The organism is Nocardia sp. NPDC006982 (genome assembly GCF_042869435.1).
GTDB lineage: Bacteria > Actinomycetota > Actinomycetes > Mycobacteriales > Mycobacteriaceae > Nocardia.
Window position 1 is genome coordinate 18,255 of sequence record NZ_JBIAFV010000031.1, and the last position, 24,362, is coordinate 42,616.

The window sequence follows — 24,362 nt, forward strand, 5'->3', positions numbered from 1 at the left end:
TCAGGAGACGACGATGACCGGCTCGCCACGGCTCGCCCACGCCGTGTCCCCGCGCTTCCCGCAGGCCACCTCCCTGGCGGTGATGATCGGATTCATCACCGCCCTGCACGTGGCCGGGTGGGGACTGCTGGTATCCGGGCGCGCCGTTGGCGGGACATCTCTGGGCGTGGGTGTGGGCCTCACCGCATACACCCTCGGCCTGCGCCATGCCTTCGACGCCGATCATATTGCCGCCGTGGACAACACCACTCGCAAACTCGTCGGTGACGGCCTGAAGCCGGTCTCGGTCGGGTTCTGGTTCTCCCTGGGACACTCGACGGTGGTCTTTGCGCTCACCATGCTTCTCGCGCTGGGAGCACGCGCGCTGTCAAGCCCGCTGCAGGACGACCGGTCGCGGCTGCATCAGGTGACCGGCATCGTCGGGACCAGTGTGTCCGGGGTGTTTCTCTACCTGATAGCCGCCGTCAACATCGGCCTGCTCCTCGGTACTTGGCGGCTGTACCGGCAGGCGCGCACCGGAATGGTCGATCCCACCCGGATCGACGCGCATCCCGGTGTCGGCGGGCCGATGAGCAAGCTTTTCGGTGGCATCATGAAATCCATCCGGAAGCCGTGGCAGATGTATCCACTCGGAGTGTTGTTCGGGGTCGGCTTCGACACCGCGACCGAGGTCGGGCTCCTGGTCCTCGCCACCGGCAGCGCCTCCGCCGGCGTGCCCTGGTACTCGATGCTGTCCCTACCGCTGATCTTCGCGGCGGGCATGTCGCTGCTGGACACGGCGGACGGGGTTCTCATGCGATACGCGTACGGATGGGCCTACGCCACCGACTCCCGCAAACTTCGATACAACCTCGCGATCACAGGACTCTCGGTGTCTGTCGCGGTCGGGGTGGGGACGGTGGAATTGCTCGACCTGGCCACCGATCGTCTGCATCTCGATGCGTGGAACTGGATCAGCGGCATCGACCTCAGCGCCGTCGGTCCCGTCACCGTCGCCGTATTCGCCACCATGTGGCTAGGAGCAGCCTGCATCTGGAAGACCTTCCGGCTTTCCCGTCGCACCGAGGACGCCGATCACCGCATCGAGCAACCGGCGCCCCGCCTCGCGGCCGAAGCCGTCGTCCTCGTTCGTTCATCCCGAAACCCTTCGGGGCACGACCTGTAATCGGTCGAGCAGACAGTCGCTGCTGCGCGTACGAGCACGACGCCCATCCTGCAGTGATCGGCCCACTCGAATCGGATGACTATGGGTCCTCGCCTAGGTCGATCATGTGGAGCTGGCCTCGGGAGGTGATGCCCAGTTTCGGGAAGATGCGGTACAGGTGATTGCCGACCGTACGGTGGGACAGGAACAGTCGGGTCCCGATCTCCCGGTTGCTCATCCCACTCGCGGCCAGCTTCGCGATCTGCGACTCCTGCGGGGTGAGCCTGTCCAGGCTGTCGGGTGCAGACCGGGCGACCACCTCGCCTGCCGCGCGTAGTTCGGCTCGTGCCTCTTCGCCGAATGCCTTGGTGCCCAATGCGTCGAAGCCCTTGACGGCGGCGCGAAGACGGGACCGCGAGTCGGTGAGACGGCGCCTGCGCCTGAGGAACCGCCCATGGGCCAGCAGCAGCCGCGCCCGGTGCAGCGGCCAACTCGACAGTTGGGTGTGCAGCGCCTGCCGGTAGACGTGCTCGGCGTCGTCATTATCGGCGGCGAGCAGAGCGTGAGCATAGGTCGCCATCGCCAGGAGATAGGACGACGTCGTCCGCTCGGCCAACGCGTCCAGTTGCGCCAGGTAGTGCCGCACCTCGTCATCGCGGCCGATGAGGATCCCCGCTTCGATCAGGTCCGCAATTCCCCAGTAACCCACCGACGGGTGGTAGGCGATGTCGAAGGGGTCCAACACCCTGGCCAGGTGTTCGAACGCATCGTCGGGCGCCTTGACGAGCAGAGCGAGGCGCCCTCGGACGAACTGGACGAAGCCGAGAAGGGATTGCGCACCGGTCGAAAGCAGTTCGGCTTCCGCGGCACAGACGAGGTCGTTCGCGGTTTCGTAATCGCCGCGTTCGCCGGCGAGCATGGCTGTCACGAGATCGGCGACCAGCGCCCATCGAGGGCGGCCGGTGTCGCGGGAGAGTCGGCCGGCTTCGTCCGCCGCGGTCGCCGCCAGCCGGGTCTTGCCCAAAATAAGTGCCGCCCACGCTTGAGAGGCAAGTGCTTCGCCCAGCAGCCCCAGTCTGCCTTGTTTACGGAGGCCGCCCACCGCGGCGCACAGGAACGGCCAGGCGAGATCGAAGGCCCAGATCGCGGTCAGTGACGCCCCGAGCGCGTGTTGCTCGGTCGGATCGCCGGTGGCCCGCGGCGTGTTCGCTCGCACTGTGCCGATGACCCAAGCCGCCTCTTCGGCAGGGGCAGCGCAGGCCGCGATGGACAAGACCATCGGATCGCTGTCGCTTCGGCGCAGGCGTCGCGCCGTTCCGACGACCAGCGCGCGAGTTTCCGGGGTGGGATTGCTGTACCAGCAACCGATGGACAGTTGCCATAACGCCCTCAGCGATAGTGTCGCGCCGTCTCGCTCCGCGCCCGCGAGCCGGTGCGCCATATCCGCGATGGCGCGGACCCGCTCCGGGCGGTACCAGCTGTCCTCGTCGAGCGCCGCGGTCCACAAAGTCAGGCGCAGTCGTTCGCCTTCATCGAGGTTCGCGCAATTCGCCTCGTCCAGTTGCCGACGCGCCTCAGCAAGGTCACCGAGTTCGAAGTCGATCTCGGCGGAGCGCAACAGCAGACGACCCCGGACGGTATCCAGGCTGCTCAGCGACGCGGCCCGGCGCAGAGCCGTCGCGGCGGCATGCGGAGCCCCCCGGTCGAGCGCCTTGCGGGCGGCGACCTCCAGGTCGAGCGCCACGTCATCGTCCGGACCGGGACTGGCTGCCGCCCGATGCCACGCCCGGCGTTCCTGCCGGTCGGTCAATACTCTCGCCAGCGCGGCGTGCGCTGCGAGCCGCCGTGACGGAGTGGCCGCCTGGTAGATCGCGGAGCGGATGAGGGGGTGCCGGAAACCCACCTCGTGCCCATCTATCTCGATAAGCCCGGCCGCCACGGCGGGTTCCAGCACATCCACCGACAGTTCCGTGCCGTCGAGCAGTCCGGCGGCACCGAGGATCTCGGACGTGCCGCATTCGTCGTCGGCAGCGGCGATCAGGAGAAGGGTCTGGGCTGTATCAGACAGGACCGAGACGCGGGCCAGGAACGATCGCTCCAGACGACGGGTCATGGGCAGCCATGGAGTCGCCTGGCCAGCGTCGCTGTCACGCAGGGACCGCGGAAGCTCGATCAGCGCCAGCGGATTGCCCGCCGCCTCGATCAGAATACGGGCGCGCGCCCTGTAACCGAGTTCAGGCACACACTCAGCGAGTAGTGCGCTGGCAGCGGCGTCGTCGAGCTCCGTGAGCGGCAGTTCCGGCAGGCCCGCGTCGTCCAGCACTGTGTCGTGCCCGGCACGGACCGCGAGCATCATGACCGCCCGTTCCGTATTCAGCCGGTTCGCGACGAAAGCCAGCACCTCGCTGCTCGCCCTGTCGATCCACTGGGCGTCGTCGATGGTCAGCATGACCGGTGTGTCCTCCGCGAAAGCGCTGATCAGTTCGAGCGCGGCCAGTCCGACCGAGAACATCTCCGGGGCCGCACCAACGGCCATCCCCAGCGCCGTCAGCAACGCCTGTCGATGGTGGGGAATCAGAAACATCGTGTGGCCGAGCATCGGCCTGAACAATCTGTGCAACCCCGCATAGGGAACCAAAGCCTCCGATTGCACGCCGACAACCGACATGGCCCGGCCACCGCGGGCGGTGACCAGGTCCCGAGCAACGCCGAGCAACGCCGTCTTCCCGATACCGATATCTCCCCGCACCAGCAGAGCATCTCCCATACGGGCCAGGCCGCGGTCGATCAAATCCGATACCAACTGCAGTTCGGCCTCCCGTCCATGCAGCGGTTCCTCCGCACGGCCGCCCCACCGGCCCGGGCGGGCGACAGGGCTAACCGCCGACGGACGTCTGGGCAGCCGTGAGACCTGCGGAAGGGAAATTGTCGTGCCCGGCCGCCCTGGCGCACGTGCAAACACGGCGCTGGGCCCTTGCCCTGCCGGCAACGGGGTGTCGTCGGGGGTGATCGCGGACGTCATGTTCCTCTTTCCCAGTCGTAGCCCGTCCGAACCGACACGCACAGCTGTGATCAGGCCGGACCGACAGCCGCCAGAGTGTAGGCGGCCCACTCGGCCGTGCGCCGAGCCATACATCGAACGTCGCCGATATGCGTCAGCCCTGTCGACGCTACGAGCAACGAGGCCCGAGGGCATCGGTCAAGTGACCATCGGGCAACCCGACATCGGCCGCTCCCAGGCTCACGGAAGGCCGACGTTTAGTCTTGGCCCTGTGTTACTCGTCGGACGCAGCAGAGAGATCACTGTGCTGCACGAACTGGTGGGTGCGGTATGCGAGCGCGGCGCCGCGCTGGTGCTTCGAGGCCAGCCCGGCATCGGTAAATCCGCCCTCCTGACCGATGCGGCAGAGTTCGCGCAGGCGTCGGGCCTGCGTCTTCTGAGCACGGCCGGAGCGGAGTCGGAGGCCAATCTGCCCTATGCGGGCCTGCACCGACTCCTGCGCCCGGTACGCGGTCAACTCGGGGTGCTGCCGACCCGCCAGCGAGAGGCACTGCAGGCGGTGCTCGGCATCACCGAGGCGGCCGTGCCCGACGGCTATCTCGTCGCTCTCGCGGTCCTCAACCTGCTGGCCGAAATCGCCGAGACTGCTCCTGTCGTCGTCATCGCGGAGGATGCTCACTGGCTCGACTCCTCTACTACCGACGTCCTCACCTTTCTCGGGCGCAGGCTGGAATCGGAGCCGATCCTGCTGCTCGCCTCGGCCCGCAGCGGCATCACCGGCTGGTTGGACGCAGCCGGGCTACCGGAATTGATAGTCCCGCCGCTGTCTGCCCGGGACGCCGCCGCACTGCTCGACGCCACGGCCCCGGACTTGACTGCCGCCCTACGTCAGCGGCTGCTCGCCGAAGCCGAGGGCAACCCGCTCGCGTTGATCGAGTTGCCGACCGCAGTGCACGGCGCCGACGACACCGCCATCCTGGTGAGCCCGTGGTTACCGCTCACGGCCAGGCTGGAGAGCGTGTTCACACGGCGGTTTGCCGTACTCCCGGACGCTACGCGCGCCGTTCTGGAAGTCGCCGCGCTCAACGACAGCACGGACCTCAGCGAAACCCTGACGGCGACCCGCGTCCTGACGTGTGCACCTGTCACACTCGCCGACCTCAGCCCTGTTGCTCGAGCTCGCCTCATCACCGTCCACGAGGAGCAGGTGGTGTTCGATCACCCCCTCATCCGCTCGGCCATTCACCAGGCAACGGAGGTCGGACGGCGTCGGCAGGTGCACCGTTCCCTCGCCGCGGTGCTGGGCAATCAGCCCGACCGCAAGACCTGGCACCTGGCCGCCGCCAGCGACCGGCCGGACGAGGACATCGCCGCAGCTCTCGACGCCGTCGCTGCCCGGGCACAGCACCGAGGAAGCGGTGCCGCCGCAGTTGCCGCTCTCGAGCAGGCGGCGCGACTGAGCCCGGATAAAGACCGGCGCACCGACAGACTGTTGCGCGCTGCCGACGCCGCAGTCGAGCTCGGCCGGCCCGAGACCGTCCACCAGCTCCTCGACGCTGCGGGAAAACTCGATCTCGCGCGGCAGCAACGTGCTCGCCTTGCCTGGATCAGAGCAGCCTTCGACGACGGACTGCGGGCAGGAAACATCGACGACGCTTCCACGCTCGCCGACCTCGCCGAATCCGTTGCCGCCGAAGGCGATACCGACCTCGCGGTGCGGATCCTGTGGAGCGCGGCACTGCGCTGCTTCTGGACGGAGCCCGGCGAGGTCGCCAGGCACAAAATCGTCACCGTGGCCGAGCAACTTCCCATCGATCCGCTCGACGCACGACTGCTCGCCATCCTCGGCTACGCCGAACCGATCTCCCGAGCAACAGTGGTCATCGAGCGTTCCCAAGAACTACTCGGCCATGCCGTCCACGACTCCCAGACCGTGCGACTCGTGGGCAGCGTCGCGGTGCTCGTCGGCACCTTCGACGTCGCCATCGCACAGTCCGCCGCGTCGCTACCGGGCCTGCGTGAGCAAGGCCGCCTGCACCTGCTGGCCCGCGCACTCGCGGCACAGGCGTGGGCAGCCACCCAAGTCGCCGACCTCATGGTCGCTCTGCCCGCGGCCGAGGAAGCGGGCAGACTCGCAGCCGAAACCGGCCAGCCGTTCCTGCTCGGCATTATCCGCGCGACCCAAGCCAAGATCGCCGCGCTGCGCGGACGTCTCGCCGAAGCCGCCGACCTGGCGGCCGAGGCCGAACAAATCGCCATGCCGGTCGCTGCCCGGAACGTGCTCGCCACCGCCCAGCACGCGCGCGCCCTCGCGGCACTGGCAGCGGGCGACTATCCACAGGCGCTGACGCGCCTGCTGCGCATGCACGACATCACCGACCCCTCACACCAACTCGCCTTGAGCTGCCACACAATCATCGACCTCGCCGACGCCGTCAGCCATAGCGAAACCCCTTATGCCGCAACCACTGTGCTCGCCCAGCTGGAAGCGGCCGCGAAGACCTCGACCGCACCACCGCTCCATGACGGACTGCGGTTGGCCAAAGCAGTCATGGCCCCACCCGACGAAGCCGGAAGTCGCTTCCACGCCGCGCTCGCCGCAGACCTGACGCGCCGACCCTTCACCCGAGCACGCACCCAACTCGCGTACGGCGAATGGCTTCGCAGACAGCGCCACACCGCCGAATCCAGGCAATACCTTCGCGCCGCTCGCGATACGTTCGATGCCCTCGGCACGTCACCGTGGAGCGAACGAGCCCGCCGCGAACTCCGTGCCACCGGCGAACGAAGCAATGAACGACAAGGCGCCACCTCCGATCTACTCACCCCCCAGGAACTCCAGATCGCGCAGATGGCGGCGCAAGGACTCACCAACAGAGAGATCGGCAAACGCCTCTACATCTCGCACCGCACCGTAGGCGCCCACCTCGCAAGGACGTACACCAAACTGGGCGTCACATCACGCGTGCAGCTCCACAGTGCACTGCACTGATATTCCTGAAAACTATCTCTCGCTAACTGGATACTGCCGCTGCTAGGCACTCGTGCCTCGAACGCGACTGCGGCCGTGGGGGTGACGGGGTGCGATGGTGGTTCGATGACATCGACGGTCAGCGATTCGGCGACCGGATCCGCGGCGGGCGGGGCGGGCGCGAGACGTGTCGGGCCGATGGGGCGGAACAACACCGACGCGTGGCCATGTCGAGGGCTTGATGGGGGCGGCGGTCGTTGTAGGGCCTCGACCCAGCCAGTGATCGCGTGCTGCGCCGCGTCGATCGATTCGAAAGGTTCTGCGGCGTCGAGGAATTCGCTGCGCAGCGACTTGTGGAACCGTTCGATCTTTCCGGTCGTGATCGGTCACCGCGGTTTGGTCCGGCACTGCTCGATCCCGTTTTTTCGGCAGATCCGCTCGAACAGCACCTCGACCAGCAGTGGGCACAGGTATCGGCCACGAATCTGCCGCTCGTCACCTGCAGCCCCGACAGCAAGGAAGCCGTCCTGCTCGATAAATCGCGCATCGACGGACACGAGATCGCCAGCGCCATAACGCTCTTCGATTCACAGCAAGACCGACACGTGGTCGAGGTGACCTTCAAGTCCGGCGGGAGCGACGCCTTCTCCAAGTTCACCAGCGACAATCTGGGCAAACGGCTTGCGTTCACCATCGACTCCCGAGTGCTTAGCGCTCGGCCATCCAGTCGCCGACCCCGCCCGGCAGCCCAACCCAGATCTCCGGCAACTTCACTGCGGATCCCGCACGCCAGCTTGCCAGTTCGCTACAGTTCGGTGCACTCCCCGTGTCCTAGACACAGACTCGCCAAACTCAGGAAAGCTGCAGTTCAGTGGCGTGCACCAGGTTGGGGATATGGGTCCGACCCCCTCCGGACACCAGTGCTAACCCCACAGGGGGTGGCACCAACGATTGCGAGTTGCTGTTGGTGCTTGTAGCGCACTTCTAGATTCAGTGCTCGATACAGTCGGAGCTTGTCGGCGGGGTCTGAATCCCCCCGGGTCCGGTGCGCACCTGTTTATCTGTCACCGGCCGGTTGTCCGGCGCGGTGTGCATAGTAGTCGGCCTCGTATTCGATCGGTGGTTTGCGACCGAGCCGGTGCATCAGGCGTGACTGGTTGAACCACGCGACCCAGTCCGCGGTGAGCAGTTCGACGTCGGCCAGCCGGGTCAACGGGCCACGCCGAAACGGGGAATCGTCACGGACCGCTTCGGTCTTGTAAAGCCAATGCCACGTAGTTAAGACGTTGGGGTGCAAGTCAACTCGTATGATTCCGAGAGTGGGGACGTCGGACGGAGCAACGGGACCTCTGCTATTGCAGAGACCCGATACACAGTTATTTCCACAGCCCCACTTGATATGGCAGCAGCCAGCCCTGTGCAACGTTGGGCTGGCTGCTGTGTGGGGCTATGGGGTTATTCGCCGTGCTTCATCAGCGTCTGATGGGTTGCGGCACATGTTGGGCCGCGTAACACACTTGGGTGAATACCCAAGGCTAGGAGGCAGAACCGGTATCGGTGGGCAGGCATACCGAACCAAAGCACACGCTGCCGGACTGCACCACGGCGATACCGGCCGTGGCGCTCAGGCCGGTGGCGACGGTAAGCGGCGTGCCGCCGGAGGTCGGCAGCGCAATGACCGTGCCGTTGGCAAGGGCGATGAACAGGGTGGTGCCGGAAACGGTGATACCGGCCGTGACGCCCAGGCTGGTGGCCACGGTGGTGGTCGCGCCGCCCGAAGTCGGCAGCGCAATGACCGTGCCGTTGGCAAGGGCGATGAACAGGGTGGTGCCGGAAACGGTGATACCGACCGGGGTGCCCAGGCCGGTGGCCACGGTGGTGGTCGCGCCGCCGGACGTCGGCACCGAAACGATCGTGCCGTTGGCTTGGGCGATGAACAGGGTGGTGCCGGAAACGGTGATAGCGACCGGGTTGGTCAGGCCGGTGGCCACGGTGGTGGTCGCACCCCCGGAAGCCGCCACCGAAACGATCGTGCCGTTGGCTTGGGCGATGAACAGGGTACTGTCGGAGGCCGTGACACCGACCGGGTTGCCCAGGCCGGTGGCCACGGTAGTGGTCGCACCCCCGGAAGCCGCCACCGAAACGAGTGTGCCGTTGGTTTCGGCGATATAAATGGTGCTGCCGCCCGTCAGGGTCGGCAGTGCGGCGGCCGGGCCGGCGGCCGCGACCGCGATCACCGTCGCGAGCGCCAACGGCGCCGTTGCGGTGAGGGCCAGCACCCTACCTATGGACCGTGCCGCGGCTGCGAGGCGGGAAACAGGTCGCCCACTTCGAGTGTGGCGGAAATGCAGGTTCACGCTATCTCTCCTTTTCAAAACGGGTCACAGGACGCGGGCCGCGGCGGTCGGCCAACGGCACGTTGAGTTGTCTACTGCCGAACAAGTCGCACGGCGCCCCCGTGCAGGCATAGCGAACCTCACCCGGCGAGGGTGAGAGATGCGAACAATCTCGGTACAGGCCGCTGCGGCGGTCCGCACTGCCAGGAGTGAACGTCGGTCGATCGACATACCGTCGCCCGATATATCACGCGAACTTTTGCACGACGGACAAGCCGATCTTCCGGACGATCCGCTAGCAGTGCCGCATGAACATATCCGCGCAACCGACGAAGTCAAGGATCACGAGCGTTTTAGAAACGCGTCGGCAGTAGCACCCCGCAGCAATCCACCGATGCGGTGTTCCTGGGCGGCACGGTCTGCCATCGCATGCGCTGCGGTGGTGGCGTACGAGTACTCGATGTCACGTCGCTCGATGTGTTGCCGGTGCTCTGCTCGCTCGTTGTCGAGCTGTGTGCGAAGCTGGCGGTTCTCTCGCGATGTACTCGGCGCCGATCGCGGCGCAGCATGACGGGGAATGTTCGTGGCTGGGTTCGGTTTCGGTGCCTGGCTATCGGATACATGAACACCAGATCCGGGCGCACCCGGGATTGCTCACGTGCCGGTTAGCAGTGCGGTTTTCAGTCGATGAGTTCTTCGTCGCCGCATTCGCTGCAGCGCTACAGCTCGCCGCCGTTGGCCAGTTCGGCGATCTGGACCAGGGCACCCTCGGCGTGGCAGGCCGCGCGCAGTTGAGGTAGGTCGCGCGGCCGGGATGCTGCTCAGCCAGCTCGCCGAGCAGCTCACATCCCTCGGGCCGCTACCGTCCACTCTTGGTGGCCTCCCGGCTGCCGTGGTCGTCGCTGTGAATCCGGTCTACGGCTACCTCCGTATCGCGGCTTATCGGCGCCCGGCCCACACGCTGAGCCACATGAGCATGGGCGATCGGGAACGAGATCGGGGATGGGTTTGCGGGCCGGTGGGCCTCGATGACGCCCAGATGAGTCGTGAGGCCGGACAGGCCGGTGAGGTGAGCTTGCCCGTGCGGGGCGCCGACAAGCAAGATTTCAACCTCGCAGGTTGCGACGGTGTCTGTCGCAAGCGAGCGATCCAGGACAACCACGACTGTGGTGACCGGTTCGAGGCCCTGGCTCGGGTAGTCGAAGCCAGCTCCGGATGGTGGGTAGCTGAAGGTGAGCAGTTGCGGGCCGGAGCATTCCCGGATGAAACTCCAGCCGCGGGCGCGCAGCAGGATATCCAACCCGGCAAACACCCGCATGTCAGCTCCGGACACCGGGTGACCGCAGTCGGTGCCCAATGCCTGCATGACGCTGGCCGGTGGGTATCGGCGATGCCAGATCTCGGCTTGCATCGACGTGACGGACTCGGCGTCGTGCCCAGACATGCTCGGGCGGGCGTCGCGCGTGGATAGCCAGCCGCGCCAGCGTTTTGTCGTCGTCTTCTCCTTGTTCGCCCAGGACATGAACACCCATGCTCGCAGTCCGAACCACAGACCATCCGCTGACACGCCCGGCGCGCGACCTGCAGCCGCCTGGACGATGACAAGCCGACGGAGCGTGGTGAGGTCCGATCTATCGCGCCCGATGCCGACCACCGCTGGCTGCGCTTGCCGCGTGCTTCTCCTCGATGGCGGCGGCCGGGTTGGCATGCAGTTGGTTCAGGGTGCGAAACACTGCCTCGACCGCCCTGTCGCGGGGCGTGCGAGTGGGGCCCTCATGATTCATCGAGTACCCATACACTTCGGCTCTTGAATCTGGGTTCAACTGGCCGCCGGAGAGAGTCAGCAGTGTCCAGTGCCAGTTGAGTTGACACATTGCTCGCGCTCCGATTTGCGGCGCGACAGCTATTCGGCAAGGTGGTCAGAGTGATCGTTTCCAGGTATATGGCGCAACTCGGCGACTGGGTGCTTCGATGAGGCCATGACCGACAACACCGACGTTTCTCGCGTCGTGGCCGCCAGCCGGGAAATCGCAGCCAGTGCGGAGCAGATCTTTGAATTGATTGCTGACCCGTCGCAGCAACCCCGATGGGACGGGAATGACAATTTGGCAGCAGCCCCCGTGGGGCAACGAGTACACAGCGTGGGCGATGTATTCACCATGACGACCACCAACAACGGCATCGTCCGGGAAAACCACGTGGTGGAATTCGAGGAGGGTCGCCGTATCGCCTGGCTGCCCGCGGAACCAGGCCAGCAACCGCCGGGTCACCTGTGGCGCTGGGAGATCGAGTCCATGGGCGAGGCGCGCACTCGGGTGACACACACCTATGACTGGTCGCATTTGACCGATGAGAAGCGTTTCCCGCGCGCCCGCGCTACCACTGCCGACAAGCTCCGGGCTTCGCTCGACAGACTCGCCGAACTCGCCGAACTCGACTGAAACGGACCGCATCCGTAGGAAACCGCCGATCCAACGGTGTGGCAAGTCCGTGGCACAAAGTCCATCCTTTGCGTCGACTCGCTGGCAATGTGTCAGGTCAAATGGCAAAGGACAAGCAGCCACCGACGGTTGTCCATCGGCCCGGCCTGCCCTGGTTGTGCCAGCGAATTCTGACGTCGTTTATCGGTGAATCCTGGTGGCACTCGACGCCGGATCGGGCAGATCCGATCGGTGAATTCTGGCGTCACTGCGGTAGGGCAGACAGCCGAGACTTCCTCACGCAGGACATAAACGATCACCGCCGCTACTACGACCCCCACCATGTGAGCCTGGCCGACCTCGTCGAGGAATGCGGCGCAGCCGTTCCGCCATCGGGCGCGCCCTTCCGGGCACTGCCGTCGCGACCGAGCGTGCGAGAGGCCCTATAGGCCTGTCTCACCCGCTCGACTCGCGTCTCCACGCTGCCTGGCTGCCCAGTCTCGAATCGCAGAGACGAATTCCTCGGGCGCATCGGACTCCACGTAGGTGCCCGCGCCCTCGACGATCACGGTCCTGTGGTCGGTGAACGTCGCTTCCAGGCGCTCACGTTCCTGGGAACGGAAGGCGATGTCGGCGTCACCCCACACGATCAGTGTCGGCATGTGGGCGAGGTTGGTGAGCCCGGCCTCGACCTCGGCGAAGAAGTCCCGGCTGGCGAGGACCCGCCCGGGAAGCACGGCGGAGGCCTGGCGCCGCTCCGGAGTGTCCAACGCCCGGCTGTATTGGGTCATTTCGGCCGCGGTGGGCTTGCGCCTTCGGTGGCCTGTGGGGATGAAGGCATTGACGAGGAGGTTGAACCGCCGGACCAAGAAGCGGACGGGGAGTCCGCCGATGATGCGACCGAAGGCCTCGAAGTGGAGAATGCCGTTGACCGGCCAGGCCCAGGTGTTGGCTAGTACCAACCGATCGAAGACGTCGGGCCGTCGCTGCACGACCGCCAGGCCGATCATGCCGCCCCAGTCTTGCCCGACCAGCGTGACGCCATCGAGGCCGAGCGCGTCGACGAACTCGGTGACTACGTCCGCGTGCTGCTCTGGCAGGTAGCGGTAGCCGGGCTTTGCCGTCGACAGACCGAAGCCCGGGTAGTCGAGGGCGATGCACCGGAAATCGCCGCGCAGTGCGCGGATCACGTCGCGCCACAGGAACGACCAGGTCGGGTTGCCATGTAGGAACAGCAGTGTGGGACCCGACCCCTCATCGACATAGTGGACGGTATGCCCGCCGATGTCGACGAATCGACTCTCGAACGGGAACAGTTCGTCATCGACCCAACCGGGCCGCACGCTCTTGGTGGTATCGGCCATGGGTGGTCCCCTCAGGGCTCGGCATCAAGGTATGCTTGAGCATCTCACGCACACTTTAGAAGATCAAGCGATAGTAGGAAATGATGCGTAGCTACGGCCAGTACTGCGGGCTTGCCCGTTCTCTCGAAGTCGTCGGTGACCGGTGGAACCTGCTCATCGTCCGCCAGCTGCTCGGAGCGCCCGCCCGCTACCGTGACCTGATCGAGGGCCTGCCCGGCATCGCGACCAACCTGCTCGCCGACCGGTTGCGTGACCTCGAAGCCTCGGGCGTGGTCGAGCGGCGACTGACGGGCGAGGGCAGCGTGGTCGAGTACGCCCTGACGCCGTGGGGTGCCCAGTTACGCCAGCCGATCGAGAGCTTGATTCGCTGGTCCACTCCGTTGATGGCCAGTGGGCCCGCCGACGGTGATTCCTTTCGCCCTGAGTGGCTCGCTCTCGCACTCCCGGCCTTGCTCGACACCCGGGTCGAGGTTCGTCCCTCGGCGACGGTCGGTCTCGAGATCGGTGACGCGCCTTTACAACTCCGCGCGACGAGCTCGGGCTTCGAGGTCGGCCCGCAAGACGGTCGCCATCTCGACGCCACCGTCCGCGCCGATCCTGCCTATGTCCTTGGCCTCGCCGCCGGCGCCTTCTCCCTCATCGATGCCCGCTCTCTCGGGCTGGTCGAGGTCGACGGCGACGAGTCCGTCGTCCGCACCGTCTTCGCCGCCTGACAGGGTCGTTCTGCCAGCTGACCTGGGAATTATCGGTCAATCTCGACGTCACCCGGCGGCAGCGGCTCTGGCGGATCGAGCTTGGAACCTCGCGTTGGATACTTCTTACGCTCGTTCGGCCAAGCGACGGTCGTCGAGGCTTGCACTGTGCGCCAACCGACCCCGTACTTCGTCTGCAACGCCCGACCCGACATCCCCGCCCGCGCGTCACGTCGGATCGCGGCGTAGAGCTCGACCTTCGTCTGACGAGGCAACGGCGACTCCCTCCAACGCCTGTGTATGGGGCGAAGCACACGCATCCTTGCACCGCAACCAAGATCACGACGTCAAAATTCGCCAACACGAAACATCTTCAGATCGAGAGTGACGTCAGGATCCACCGATCGGTGACGTCACAGATCGCCGATAGAACCACGTCGGCGTGCAGCAGCTGCCGGGCAATCGGATCGGCGAACCGCCCCACCGCGACACGGCCGTCCGCCACTGCCCTGGCCTGTTCGACTCGCCCGCAGCTCAGCTGTGTCTATTTTTCGTTCGCTACGCCGGCTCATGTCGACACGGTACTGCGGTCAGCAGCGACGCGATCCCTGGCTCGTAGCGACAGAATGCCAGGACATCACCGGACGCCTGGCTTAACAGAGTGCTCGGATCTAATGAGCTACCTCGGATTTCACGAGACGAATTACCCACCACACCGAACGCACGGTAATGCCGGTGTTCGGCTCGTGGAGACGGGCTAGACTCCCGCCGTGGGGTTGATCTTCAACGCTGTCGCGGGCGAGCTTCCGCTGGTGCAACGCGTGTGGTCGGCACGCTGTGACGATGCGACGGAGTTCACTTCGGTGGTCAAAGGCTCCCCCATGATCGCGTTCGCGCGGACCGGTGACGGGGTGACGGTGCACCTGCGCGGACCGGAGACCAAGGCCACGCCACTGACCTGTCCGGAGGGCTGTGAGTACTTCGGCGTCGAACTGCGGCCCGGCGCCTATCTGCCCATGTTTCCGCCTTCCGGATTGGCCGATTTGAACGACACCTTGTTGCCGACCTTGTCCGGAGACCGGATCGTCCTGGGCGACCGAGACTGGGAGATGCCCAACGTGCAGAATGTCGACGTCTTCGTCAACAGGCTAGTGCGAGCGGGTCTGTTGTTCTTCGATCCACTCGTCGACGACCTCCGACACGGTGAACGACAGCGTGCGATTTCGGAACGGACGGCGCAAATCCGATTCCGCCGGGCCGTCGGGATTTCGCGTCGCAAGTTCGTCAGCATCGAACAGGCACGGCGCGCCGCGCAGATCCTTACGGCGGGGGGATCGATCGCCGACGCGATCAGCGGCGGCGGTTACTACGATCAGCCGCAGCTCGCGAGGGCGATGCGGTGGGCGACCAGCCATACCCCGGGCGAGTTGAGATCCGGCGTCTCGTTCCTCGCGTTCTGATCTCCACCGCTCCACGGCGGGGATTCGGTTCGATACAAGACAGGCCGATCACCGCAATAGTTGACTCCGGGGATGCGAAAACTGATCGAATTCGACCACCTCTCCATCGACGGCCGATTCTCCGGCGACGACTGGTGGCCCGCGCAGATGAAGGTCGCCCCCAACGACAACCACATCGCCTACCAGCTCGCGCTCCTGGAGTCGGCGGTCGGCTTGGTGCTGGGGCGGTCGACCTACGAGACCTTTGCCGCCACGTGGCCGACCATGACCGGCCCGCTCGCCGACAAGATCAACTCCCTGCCCAAGTATGTCGCCTCCACCACGCTGACCGAGACCACCTGGAACGCCGAGGTGCTTGCCAGCGATGCGGTAGAGGCCATCGCTCAACTCAAGAAGTCCGGCGACGGCACGCTGGTGAAATATGGCAACGGCCCCTTCAGTCGGGCACTTGCCGAAGCGGGTTTGCTGGACGAGCTGCATCTGAGCATTTCCCCGTTCGTCGCGGGTTCCGGTGACTCGCTGTTGTCGGGCATCGACGTGACAGCCATGAACCTGACGGGAGTAACCGAGATCGGCAACGGCGCAGTGGTACTCGCTTATACCACGAGTTCCGTGTGACATTCGTGCGTGGTCCGCGCAAAAATCGGTGATCTCGCGCCCAAGACGGTCGATGTGGGTATCGGGTGCGGGCGATGTTGGCGCAGGCGGGCCGCGGCGGTGTTTCAGATTCCGCATCGCCCGCAGCTCACCGTGCCATTCATCGACCTGCGCTGCGGCCCAATGCCACGGGTAGGCATCGGCGTATTGCATGAACGTCCGGGCCACCTTCTCGCGGCTGTTGATCGTCGAGAGCGCCAGGCTTCTGCGGTGTCGAGTTGTGGTCGCCGTAGTATCGCCCGAAATCGGGCCGATATGGCGTAACCACTGGTCAGGGCAGTGTGGGGATGGTGCGTTGGCATGACTCGAAGGCGGTCTACTGTGCACTCGGGAGCGATTGCGGCAGTCCGAATATGGACAGGACAGTGTTTTCGAAGCGGGTCATGGCGCAGATTCGGTCGCCGGCGAGGGTGAGGACGAAGAGGCCGACTCCGTGGATGCCGGTGGGGGTGTGTCGGTAGACCCCGAACGCCGGCTGACCGTTGGCTCGCGTCGGCACCAGTTCGAATCGCCGGCCCGAGCCGAAAATGAATGCGCAGAAGCGGGCCACGCTGTCTCGGCCCCAGTATTCCAGCGGCATCGGTGGCATCGACATGAAGACGTCGTCGGTCAATAGAGCCACCAACGCGTCGATGTCGGCAGATTCGTAGGCGGTGACGAACTTTGCCACAATCGCGTCCTCGGCAGGTGAGTCACTAGTAGGCGGCTGCTCTCGGGCAGTAGTCACCGGCAGTCGGCGCTGCATTCCCGCACGCGCGCGTTTAAGGGCGCTTTTGACCGATTCGACCGTCGTGTCCAGCATGTCGGCGACTTCGTTCGCGTGGAATCCGAGAACGTCGCGCAGGATGAGGACGGCGAGCTGGCGAGGCGGCAAGATCTGCAGGGCGGTCACAAAGGCCAGGGAAATGGATTCGGTCTGCTCGTAGCGCGCCTCCGGACCGAGCGGCACACTGATCGCACCGTCCAGAAGGGCGTCGGGATAGGGCTCGAGCCAGTGGATTTCGCCGAATCCAGTGGGTTCCGGTGGTTCGATTCCTGGGATGTCCCACTGCTTCGCAGGACGTCGGCGAGCAGAGCGCAGCGCGTCGAGGCACTGGTTGGTGGCGATGCGGTAGAGCCAGGTGCGAAGTGAGGCGCGCCCATCGAATCGTTCGAGACCTCGCCAAGCGGCGAGCATCGTGTCCTGAAGAGCGTCCTCGGCATCCTGAAACGATCCGAGCATCCGGTAGCAGTGCACCTGTAGCTCGCGACGGTGTGGCTCGGTCAGCGCTCGGAATGCCTCGCCGTCGCCGCCCTGCGCCCTCGACATCAGGTCCGTTCTCACCAACTCCACTCCCCCCACCTCATTCCTTGTGTGCAGTTCCATCCTGTATGGACGCCGGCCGAGGCGCGAACGGGGCGGTCGCGCAGCGCCTCCTTTTCCGATGCCGCGGCGTCTAGACCAGTGATAGCCGACACCATTGTCAAAGGAGCACGGAAATGGGAAAGATCGTCATCAGCTCAAATGTCACACTCGATGGAGTGGTCCAAGACCCGGACGGCCAGGAAGGCTTCGAGCGGGGCGGCTGGTTCCACCAGTTCGTGGGGGGCAAGGACCTCGAAGACTGGGTCGCCCGCGAGACGGAGGAAGCCGTCGGTGTCGAAGCGATACTGCTGGGCGGCCGGACCAATGAGTGGTTCGCGGACCGGATGACAGCCCGCAATGAAGCGGAAGGCCGCGTGAGCCCCGAGTGGGCGGAAAGAGTGAGAAGCCTCCCCAAGTACGTCGTGTCCTCGACTCTCGAAGATCCTCAGTGGAGCAACGTCACCGTCCTGGGCGGGGATGCGGTAAAGGAGATTTCGGAGCTCAAGCGGAAAGTGGACGGGGAAATCCTGGTCTACGGCAGCTATCAGCTCATGCGCACGCTAATAGAACAGAACCTGGCCGATGAACTGCGGCTGGTGGTTTTCCCGGTCGTGGTGGGAACCGGCCTGCGTCTGTTCGACGAGACCAGCGACACGAAGCCGCTGCACCTGGTCAACACCCGACAACTCGGTGACGGCCTGGTGTTCTACACCTACGAATTCGCGCGGGGCTAACGGCTGTAGAGGATTGTTCTCGCCCACGGATCGGGGATCGCCGACGATGCGGTGCGGTGGTCGCACTCAGTCCTCGATGGCATCGCACTGGACCCGCTGCGATGTCTTGCCGGTTCGAGGGACATCGAAACGGGGTGTCGAGGCCGGGATCAGTATGGGGCGGGTTGTGTTGCGCCAGGTTTGGTGCAGGTGAACTGCATGACGTTGAGGTGGCCACGGCGGAAATGGTGGGCGCACTCGGTCAGATAGCTGATGTAGGCGTTGTAGGTGTCCTGTCCTGCGAGTTCGATAGCCCGGTCGTGGTGCTCGCGCAGGGCGGTGGCCCAGCTGTCCAGGGTGGTGGTGTAGTGCGGTCCCAGTTCCTGGATGCGGGTGAGGGTGAATCCGGCGTTCTGCGCGTACTCGCTGATTCCCCTGCGGTTGTGGCCGGTCGGCAGCGGGAGCCGGCTGCTGGGAAAGACGGTGCCGCGCAGGAACGCGAATTCGGTGTCGGTCGTCAGGACGGGCGTCTGGTGCGCTTGCGCGTGGTGGGGGTCATGGGCGACGACGGTTTGTACCAGCAGCACCCCGTCCTCGGGCATTATCCGGTAGGCGAAGTCGAAGAAGTCGGGGTATCGCTGATGGGGGATGTGTTCGAGCGCGCCGATGCAGACGATGCGGTCCACGCGGCGGTCGAATTGTTGCCAGCTTTGCCGTCGCACACCCCCGTAGGGGCATCCGCGGAAGAGCCGGTCGACGAGGCGGTCGCGCACGTACCGGTGCTGGTTGCGGTTGGGCGTCAGCCCGATCGCATTGACGCCGTAGTTGTCCATGGCGCGCAGCATGGTCGAACCCCAGCCGCAGCCGACGTCGAGCAGGGTCATCCCCGGTCGCAGATCGCATTTGGCCAGTGCGAGGTCGATCTTGGCGGACTGGGCTTGTTCCAACGTGTCGTCCGGGTGAGTCCAGTAGGCGCAGCTGTAGGTGCGGGTCGGGTCGAGGAACTGCGCGAAGAACTCGTCGGGCAGCTGATCGCGGGACGGGATCTGACGGTAGGCGGGAGCGTAACCGGTCATTGTGCGGATCTTTCGGGCATGCAGGCCAAATCGTGTTGGTGTCGGTGCCTTCGGCCGCCCACGCAGTCGACATGGGACCCGCCCTTCGTCGCGCGGATGTCGGGGAGTCGTCGCTCGGGCGGTTGGCCGGATCCCCCGGTTCGGGTGGGATCTGGATCCGAGACTACCGAGCCTCACCGCTGCGCGAAACGGTACGTGAGCAACATTTAACCAGTCGGTAACTGTAGCTGCTCGTCAGATGACATTGGCTCCGCCGATGACTTGCGAGTCCGCGAGCTCATGCGAGCGCCGCTCGATGTTCTCGCAGCGGATATCGCGCTGGGGTACGGGGCCCGGTACTGGTAAGGGCTCGTATTCGAGTGGTCTGTATTCCCTCGGCTCATCTCGGTGAGTCGCGGCCTCGTTCCCGGGTGGCGTAGGTCGTCCAGCTGCCTCCTGTGGCGCCCCAGATCCTGGTCATGTGTTTGGCGGAGAAGCCGAGTGCGTCGGCGACAACGGGTGCTGGGGCTTGGAGAACGAGTTGGCGGAGAGTGGCCGATTTCGTGGCCTGGGCGGGCAGGCCGAGATCGTGGCGGAGATGTCCGAGCAGGGTGCTGAAGTGCACCGGTTGTCCTGCTCGGCGGCCAGGGAATAGCCAGTAACTATCCGGGTTGACCGTGTTCATGTTCTGGCGGTTACCGACGAGTTCCAGCAGCATCCCGGCGAGCGGTTCGGGGACAGGCAACGGTGGTGTGCCGAGTCGGATGAGTACCTGGTCGTCGTCGTCGGCGACGACGTCGGCGATGGTGAGGCGGACGAGTCGGGCAACGGGCTGGCCGTAGAGCAGCATGAGCGCGGCGGCGACGCGGGACCGCAGCGGCGGACGCGAGTCGGTGAGCGCCCGCCGCAGCAAGGCGAGCCGACGGGACTGGGTGATGGGTTTCGTCGCGCCGGCCGTGGCGGTCGGGATATCGAGTTTCGCCATTCGGCCGGTGTTTTTCGCCCAGATCAGGAAGGGACGAGCCAACCTCTTGTGGTGTGCGAGGGTCTGAGCGTGCCAGATGTCGATATCGGCTTGGGTGCACTCGCCGAGTTGCGTGCCGCGCTGATCGAGCCAGGTGAGGAACCGGGCCGCTTCCTCGACTGAGCCGACGTAGTACCGGCCGCCGTCGGTGACCGGGCCGCGGCGAGCGCGGCGGCGCAGGCGTGGAAGCTGATGCCAGAGCGCGAATTGCCGCAGGATCCGGTGGTGCGGGTGGTCGGCGTGGTTGGTCAGCTTGCGCTGTAATAGTGACTCGGCGTGGAGCAACTGCTTGTCGACCGTGGGCAGGACGCCGCTGGTCATGAGCAGGTCGCGGAGGTAGGCGACGGCCTGCTGGTTGGGTAGTTCCTTCAGGGCTTCGTGGGTGATCGGCACCCGCCCGGCCGCCAGATCGCGGAGAAGGCCACGAACGATGGTGCTGCGCAGCCATTTCAGCCCGGTCAGCGGTTCGGGCATGCCGACCACTGCATCGACCAAGGGGGCCAGTTGCGGATGGATCCGGCCGGTGCCGTCATCGAGCAATTCGTTCAGCCGCGCTGTCGAGGTGCATCGGGTGCAGAGCCGTCCGCCGTGCAGTTCACCCTCGAATCCACAACGGCCGCAAAAGAACTCACGGGTGATGCCCGCGCAGTCCCGGCAGATAGGTGCCCCGTCGCAGGGGCGGCGGCCCGGTAGCAGGCGTTCGGTGCCGCACCCGGGGCAGCGCCCGCGCTGCCGCACTGCCTTGGCGTAGCAGGTTCGGCAGATCGATCCTTCCCAGTTCGCGGCCTTGGCCGCTCGTCGACCGCATCGAACGCAGTCGCGAACGTGCCAGCGTTCGTACTGTTCGGCGTTCTTGTAGGCCGGGCTCATTCCTCGACGCGGATGCGGGCGCGTTTGGGCCGGATCGTGGTGTTTATGTCGACGACCTTGTCGCCGGCGACGGCCTTGCGTGTCTGGTTCTCGGCCTTGGTGGCGATCAAATCCGTTGGGGTGCAATCGAAAATGTCGCAGAGCGCCGCCAGCACGGGCAGTGACAGCCGTTCCGGGGTTTGGGTCACCAAACGCCAAACCTGAACCGATGACAGGGTGATCCCGCGGTCACGAAGGTGTGGTTCGAGGTCGTTAGCGGCGAACATGCCCGCTGCGGCCATTGTCTCCCGCAACCGCCACTGGTAGCTGAACTGCCGTTTCATCGTTTCCTCCCAGTTTGTTTCAGCGCAGCTGCTACCGTCGTGTCCAGCACCCGCCGCAGCGTGCGAGTGCGGTAGTCCGAGGACACGCAGGTGTAAATCGACGTCGTCGAGGAATGTTCGTGGCCAGCCTGCTCCTGGACAAATCTGGCGTCGAAACCATCCTCTACTTGGTGGGTGATGTGGCTGCGCCGCAGCGAGTGGAAGTCCAGAGCGGGGTCCAGGCCGAGTTCGTCACGATAGGTGGCCAGCCGGGTGTTGAGCGTGCTCAGACCGATCCGGGGGCCGCGTTCGGACGGCCAGCACGCCGGTGATCCGGCGGTGGGAAACAGCGGCCGATACTCCTCGATCCACTCGGCCAGCACCTCCGCCGACCAGTCCCAGATCGCCAGCACGCTGCGCCGCTTCGGGGTGGATCCCTTCTTCGCCTTGCCGTGGCGGACGTAGATCACCCCGTAGTCCCCGAACTCCGGACCATCTGGATTACTGCCGAAGTCGGCGGTATCGAGCATCCGAATTTCGTTGCGCCGCAAGCCGAATGCGTATGCCGTTTTCAGTAGCGCGGCGTCGCGGAACGCCGGCAGCCAGCCCTTGCGCCCGGCCTCGCGGATGCGCACCACCTGCTCGTCGGCGTAGTCGAACAGCGCGACCAGCTCCTTACGGGTGAAAGCCCGCTTGCCGGAATCGGATTCGGCTTCGTCGATGTGCTCAGCGGTATTCCATTCGTGGACAACCTGAACCGGGTGGGTGCCGAACCGCTGCTCACACACCGCCGCCCACTGGTATGTCGGGTCGATCAGGTAGGCGCAGAACAGCTGCACCGCCTCCTGGTAGTTGCGCAGCGTCGATCGCTTCGCGTTGCGGATGGACCGCAGGTCACCGAGCCATTCGTCGATATGCTGAGCCGTCCAGTGCCAGGGAAAGGTATCCGCATACGCCGTGAATGCGCGCACCGCCCGCTCACGGCCGCCGATCGTGGAGAACGCCAGATTCCGTCATCGATGAAGTTCAACGAGTCCCGAGGCGTCCCGGTCACCACCTTGGCCGCCAGGCCGGCGGACTGGTCGTTGAGCATGTTCAACCAGGTGATACCGCGTTTGCGGCCGAAGTACTTCGGATTCGGACGGGCATGAATCGTGCGGACCGGAACCACGAACCGCATGCCGTCGACTGAGGCGAGCAGGCCACCGCCCCACAGCTGTGCCAGCTCGATCTCGGCCTGGGCCTTGCGCCACGCATGATCTCCACCCAAAAACCCCACCGCGATCAGCTCGGCCCTCTGGCTGCCGGGCTTACGGCGGCCGGATCGTTCGGTCTCGCTGGGCTCGGTTAGGCGGTTCGGGCCCTGGTCCCCAGGCCGACGAGCGTGGTGGAGCTGGATGCGGCCGGTTTCAGGTGGGGCGGCGGATAGCCTGTACGGCGGTGTCGTAGAGGTCGAACAGGTCTACCTGCCCGCCCAGGCGTGCCCACTCCTCGTTGGCTACCTGCAGGCAGATGATCGCTGCGGCTGCGATCGCGCGGGCTTGCAGAGTGCGGCGGTCGGAGTTGGGCAGTCGCGGCTCGATCAGCGGTGCGAACAGGTCTTGCCACCGGGCTTGCTTCTCGGCGTGTCCGGCGCGTAGGGAATCGTTGCCGAACAACAGCGTGATGAACTCCAGGCGCCCTTCGGCTGTCATGTCGATCTCCTCGAGCACCTGGAACGCCGCGCGCAGCGCCGCCCAGGCATCCTCGTCGGCCGGGCGCTGCGCGAGGCGCGCGGCGATCAGTTCGCCCTGTTCTGCGAGGCTGCTGAGCGCGAGGTCTTCCTTGTTTCGGAAGTAGTTGAACAGGGTCCGCCGGGAGACGCCCGCAGCGGCGGCGACTTCTTCGAGGGTCGTGTTGTCGTAGCCCTTGGTGGCGAACAGCTCGATAGCGGTCCGGGCGAGCAGCGAGCGGACCACGGAGCGGGTCTGTTCCCGAAGCGGTGTCGGTTTCGGAGCCATGCACCAATGGTACGCCATCTCACGCAATGCAGATAATTACACTAGGTGCAAAAACATGCGTAGAGTAAATGACATGAGCAAAATCGACTACCACCGCCAGACCGTCATCGTCACCGGCGCCAGTTCCGGCCTCGGCGCCGAATTCGCCCGCCAGTTGGCCCGCCGCGGCGCGAACCTCGTGCTGGCCGCCCACGGCGTCACGGTGACCGCCGTCGCCCGCGACCTCGGCCTGCCCGACGCCGGCCGCACGCTGCGCGCCGAACTCGAGTCCCGCGGCATCTACGCCACCGGACTGGTCAACAACGCAGGCTTCGGCACCCACAACGCGTTCACCGACGAGGAACCCGACCGCCTGCAAAGCATGATCGCGCTGAACGTCAGCGCGCTGGTCGACCTCAGCGGCGCCTACATCGGACACCGGCGTCCTGATCAACGTCGCGAGCCTGCTGGGCTTCCAGCCGACCCCATACCTGAGCGTCTACGGCGCCACCAAGGCCTTCGTCCTCAGCTTCACCGAATCGCTGTGGGGAGAGGCCCGCGGCACTGGCCTCCGCGTACTGGCCGTGTGCCCGGGCGCGATGCAGACCGAGTTCTTCGACGTCGCAGGCAGCCAGTCCGCCGACTACGGCACAAAACGGGCAACCCCCGAGCAGGTCGTGACGATTGCCGTCGACACGCTCGACCGCCGATCCGCGCCCCCGTCGGTGATCACCAACGCCGACCGCTCGCCCTCGCCAGCAAACTCCTGCCACGCCGCCACGTGGTCCGCTTCGGCCACGCCCTGGCTGAGTTCGCCACCGCAGGCCGGTTGGCCTCCTATGCCGGGCTCGTGCCGGTGCCACGCCACTTGGCGCGTTCGAGCCCGGCAATCAGCAGGACGAGTGGACATTCGACAGGCACCTGGAAGTGTTGTTTCGAGCACGAGTATCAGACTCTTTCGCCTTTCCCGTCCCTACCGAGGCGGCCACGCCTAGGCAGAGATTTCGACCGGAAGGGCGGGTGGGTTGG

General features: G+C 65.5%; 21 protein-coding genes and 4 pseudogenes. 11 read left to right on the plus strand and 14 right to left on the minus strand.

Features of this window, described 5'->3' with window-relative positions; translation table 11 throughout:
- Positions 1–13: 13 nt before the first annotated feature.
- Complete coding sequence (locus ACFYOW_RS46400) at positions 14–1,165, plus strand: HoxN/HupN/NixA family nickel/cobalt transporter (RefSeq protein WP_387298055.1); 1,152 nt, start codon at positions 14–16, stop codon at positions 1,163–1,165.
- Between the two features lie 79 nt (positions 1,166–1,244).
- Here ACFYOW_RS46400 and ACFYOW_RS46405 read toward each other — a convergent pair whose 3' ends face one another.
- The gene (locus ACFYOW_RS46405; RefSeq protein ID WP_387298057.1) at positions 1,245–4,340 is read right to left on the minus strand and encodes an AAA family ATPase; all 3,096 of its coding nucleotides are present in this window, start codon (positions 4,338–4,340) and stop codon (positions 1,245–1,247) included.
- 76 nt (positions 4,341–4,416) lie between these two features.
- Between ACFYOW_RS46405 and ACFYOW_RS46410 the strand changes: the two genes are divergently transcribed.
- Positions 4,417–7,137 carry an AAA family ATPase gene (locus ACFYOW_RS46410; protein WP_387298059.1) on the plus strand — a complete coding sequence of 907 codons (2,721 nt, stop codon included), beginning with the start codon at positions 4,417–4,419 and terminating at the stop codon, positions 7,135–7,137.
- A gap of 365 nt (positions 7,138–7,502) precedes the next feature.
- Here ACFYOW_RS46410 and ACFYOW_RS46415 read toward each other — a convergent pair whose 3' ends face one another.
- On the minus strand, positions 7,503–7,673 hold the full coding sequence (locus ACFYOW_RS46415) for a hypothetical protein (RefSeq protein WP_387298097.1): 171 nt from the start codon (positions 7,671–7,673) through the stop codon (positions 7,503–7,505).
- Between the two features lie 3 nt (positions 7,674–7,676).
- On the opposite strand from ACFYOW_RS46415, the pseudogene ACFYOW_RS46420 reads away from it, so the two are divergent.
- Positions 7,677–7,772 (plus strand): annotated as a pseudogene (locus ACFYOW_RS46420) (hypothetical protein); the annotation flags it as partial.
- A gap of 65 nt (positions 7,773–7,837) precedes the next feature.
- On the plus strand, positions 7,838–7,951 hold the full coding sequence (locus ACFYOW_RS46425) for a hypothetical protein (RefSeq protein ID WP_387298089.1): 114 nt from the start codon (positions 7,838–7,840) through the stop codon (positions 7,949–7,951).
- Positions 7,952–8,173: 222 nt separating this feature from the next.
- Here the strand turns inward: ACFYOW_RS46425 and ACFYOW_RS46430 are convergent.
- From ACFYOW_RS46430 to ACFYOW_RS46440, 3 genes and pseudogenes are all read right to left on the minus strand, one after another.
- Positions 8,174–8,386: pseudogene (locus ACFYOW_RS46430) on the minus strand (IS3 family transposase); the annotation flags it as partial.
- Between the two features lie 265 nt (positions 8,387–8,651).
- Positions 8,652–9,473 (minus strand): hypothetical protein, encoded by an 822-nt coding sequence (locus ACFYOW_RS46435; protein ID WP_387298061.1) that lies wholly within the window; start codon positions 9,471–9,473, stop codon positions 8,652–8,654.
- 838 nt (positions 9,474–10,311) lie between these two features.
- The gene (locus ACFYOW_RS46440) at positions 10,312–11,019 is read right to left on the minus strand and encodes a hypothetical protein (protein ID WP_387298063.1); all 708 of its coding nucleotides are present in this window, start codon (positions 11,017–11,019) and stop codon (positions 10,312–10,314) included.
- Between the two features lie 412 nt (positions 11,020–11,431).
- On the opposite strand from ACFYOW_RS46440, the gene ACFYOW_RS46445 reads away from it, so the two are divergent.
- A complete protein-coding gene (locus ACFYOW_RS46445; protein WP_387298065.1) occupies positions 11,432–11,893 on the plus strand; it encodes an SRPBCC family protein in 462 nt (153 codons plus the stop codon).
- A gap of 422 nt (positions 11,894–12,315) precedes the next feature.
- Here the strand turns inward: ACFYOW_RS46445 and ACFYOW_RS46450 are convergent, their stop codons facing one another.
- A complete protein-coding gene (locus tag ACFYOW_RS46450) occupies positions 12,316–13,236 on the minus strand; it encodes an alpha/beta fold hydrolase (RefSeq protein WP_387298067.1) in 921 nt (306 codons plus the stop codon).
- An 83-nt stretch (positions 13,237–13,319) separates the two neighbouring features.
- On the opposite strand from ACFYOW_RS46450, the gene ACFYOW_RS46455 reads away from it, so the two are divergent.
- Positions 13,320–13,949 (plus strand): winged helix-turn-helix transcriptional regulator, encoded by a 630-nt coding sequence (locus ACFYOW_RS46455; RefSeq protein ID WP_387298091.1) that lies wholly within the window; start codon positions 13,320–13,322, stop codon positions 13,947–13,949.
- Between the two features lie 352 nt (positions 13,950–14,301).
- Here the strand turns inward: ACFYOW_RS46455 and ACFYOW_RS46460 are convergent, their stop codons facing one another.
- Positions 14,302–14,433, minus strand: a complete 132-nt coding sequence (locus ACFYOW_RS46460; protein WP_387298069.1) for a hypothetical protein — start codon at positions 14,431–14,433, stop codon at positions 14,302–14,304.
- Positions 14,434–14,698: 265 nt separating this feature from the next.
- Here ACFYOW_RS46460 and ACFYOW_RS46465 point away from each other — a divergent pair, with 265 nt between their 5' ends.
- Positions 14,699–15,388, plus strand: a complete 690-nt coding sequence (locus ACFYOW_RS46465; RefSeq protein ID WP_387298071.1) for a hypothetical protein — start codon at positions 14,699–14,701, stop codon at positions 15,386–15,388.
- A 72-nt stretch (positions 15,389–15,460) separates the two neighbouring features.
- Complete coding sequence (locus tag ACFYOW_RS46470; protein WP_387298073.1) at positions 15,461–16,006, plus strand: dihydrofolate reductase family protein; 546 nt, start codon at positions 15,461–15,463, stop codon at positions 16,004–16,006.
- Positions 16,007–16,361: 355 nt separating this feature from the next.
- Here ACFYOW_RS46470 and ACFYOW_RS46475 read toward each other — a convergent pair whose 3' ends face one another.
- A complete protein-coding gene (locus ACFYOW_RS46475; RefSeq protein ID WP_387298093.1) occupies positions 16,362–17,354 on the minus strand; it encodes a sigma-70 family RNA polymerase sigma factor in 993 nt (330 codons plus the stop codon).
- Positions 17,355–17,524: 170 nt separating this feature from the next.
- Here ACFYOW_RS46475 and ACFYOW_RS46480 point away from each other — a divergent pair, with 170 nt between their 5' ends.
- Complete coding sequence (locus ACFYOW_RS46480; protein ID WP_387298075.1) at positions 17,525–18,124, plus strand: dihydrofolate reductase family protein; 600 nt, start codon at positions 17,525–17,527, stop codon at positions 18,122–18,124.
- Positions 18,125–18,273: 149 nt separating this feature from the next.
- On the opposite strand, the gene ACFYOW_RS46485 is transcribed toward ACFYOW_RS46480, so the two are convergent.
- From ACFYOW_RS46485 to ACFYOW_RS46510, 6 genes and pseudogenes are all read right to left on the minus strand, one after another.
- The gene (locus ACFYOW_RS46485; RefSeq protein ID WP_387298077.1) at positions 18,274–19,179 is read right to left on the minus strand and encodes a class I SAM-dependent methyltransferase; all 906 of its coding nucleotides are present in this window, start codon (positions 19,177–19,179) and stop codon (positions 18,274–18,276) included.
- Positions 19,180–19,558: 379 nt separating this feature from the next.
- Positions 19,559–21,052, minus strand: coding sequence for a hypothetical protein (locus tag ACFYOW_RS46490; protein ID WP_387298079.1), 1,494 nt, complete (start codon positions 21,050–21,052; stop codon positions 19,559–19,561).
- Complete coding sequence (locus ACFYOW_RS46495) at positions 21,049–21,375, minus strand: helix-turn-helix domain-containing protein (RefSeq protein ID WP_387298081.1); 327 nt, start codon at positions 21,373–21,375, stop codon at positions 21,049–21,051. The genes ACFYOW_RS46490 and ACFYOW_RS46495 overlap by 4 nt, the downstream gene beginning before the upstream one ends.
- Positions 21,372–22,325: a tyrosine-type recombinase/integrase gene (locus tag ACFYOW_RS46500; RefSeq protein WP_387298083.1), complete on the minus strand. Its 954-nt coding sequence runs from the start codon at positions 22,323–22,325 to the stop codon at positions 21,372–21,374. Before ACFYOW_RS46500 ends, ACFYOW_RS46495 begins: the two co-directional genes overlap by 4 nt.
- A 56-nt stretch (positions 22,326–22,381) precedes the next feature.
- Positions 22,382–22,597 (minus strand): annotated as a pseudogene (locus ACFYOW_RS46505) (Tn3 family transposase); the annotation flags it as partial.
- Positions 22,598–22,763: 166 nt separating this feature from the next.
- Complete coding sequence (locus ACFYOW_RS46510; RefSeq protein ID WP_387298085.1) at positions 22,764–23,354, minus strand: TetR/AcrR family transcriptional regulator; 591 nt, start codon at positions 23,352–23,354, stop codon at positions 22,764–22,766.
- 73 nt (positions 23,355–23,427) lie between these two features.
- Between ACFYOW_RS46510 and ACFYOW_RS46515 the strand changes: the two are divergent.
- Both ACFYOW_RS46515 and ACFYOW_RS46520 read left to right on the plus strand, forming a co-directional pair.
- Positions 23,428–23,703: pseudogene (locus ACFYOW_RS46515) on the plus strand (SDR family NAD(P)-dependent oxidoreductase); the annotation flags it as partial.
- Positions 23,704–23,824: 121 nt separating this feature from the next.
- Positions 23,825–24,328, plus strand: coding sequence for an SDR family NAD(P)-dependent oxidoreductase (locus tag ACFYOW_RS46520; RefSeq protein WP_387298095.1), 504 nt, complete (start codon positions 23,825–23,827; stop codon positions 24,326–24,328).
- The last annotated feature ends 34 nt before the right edge of the window (positions 24,329–24,362 follow it).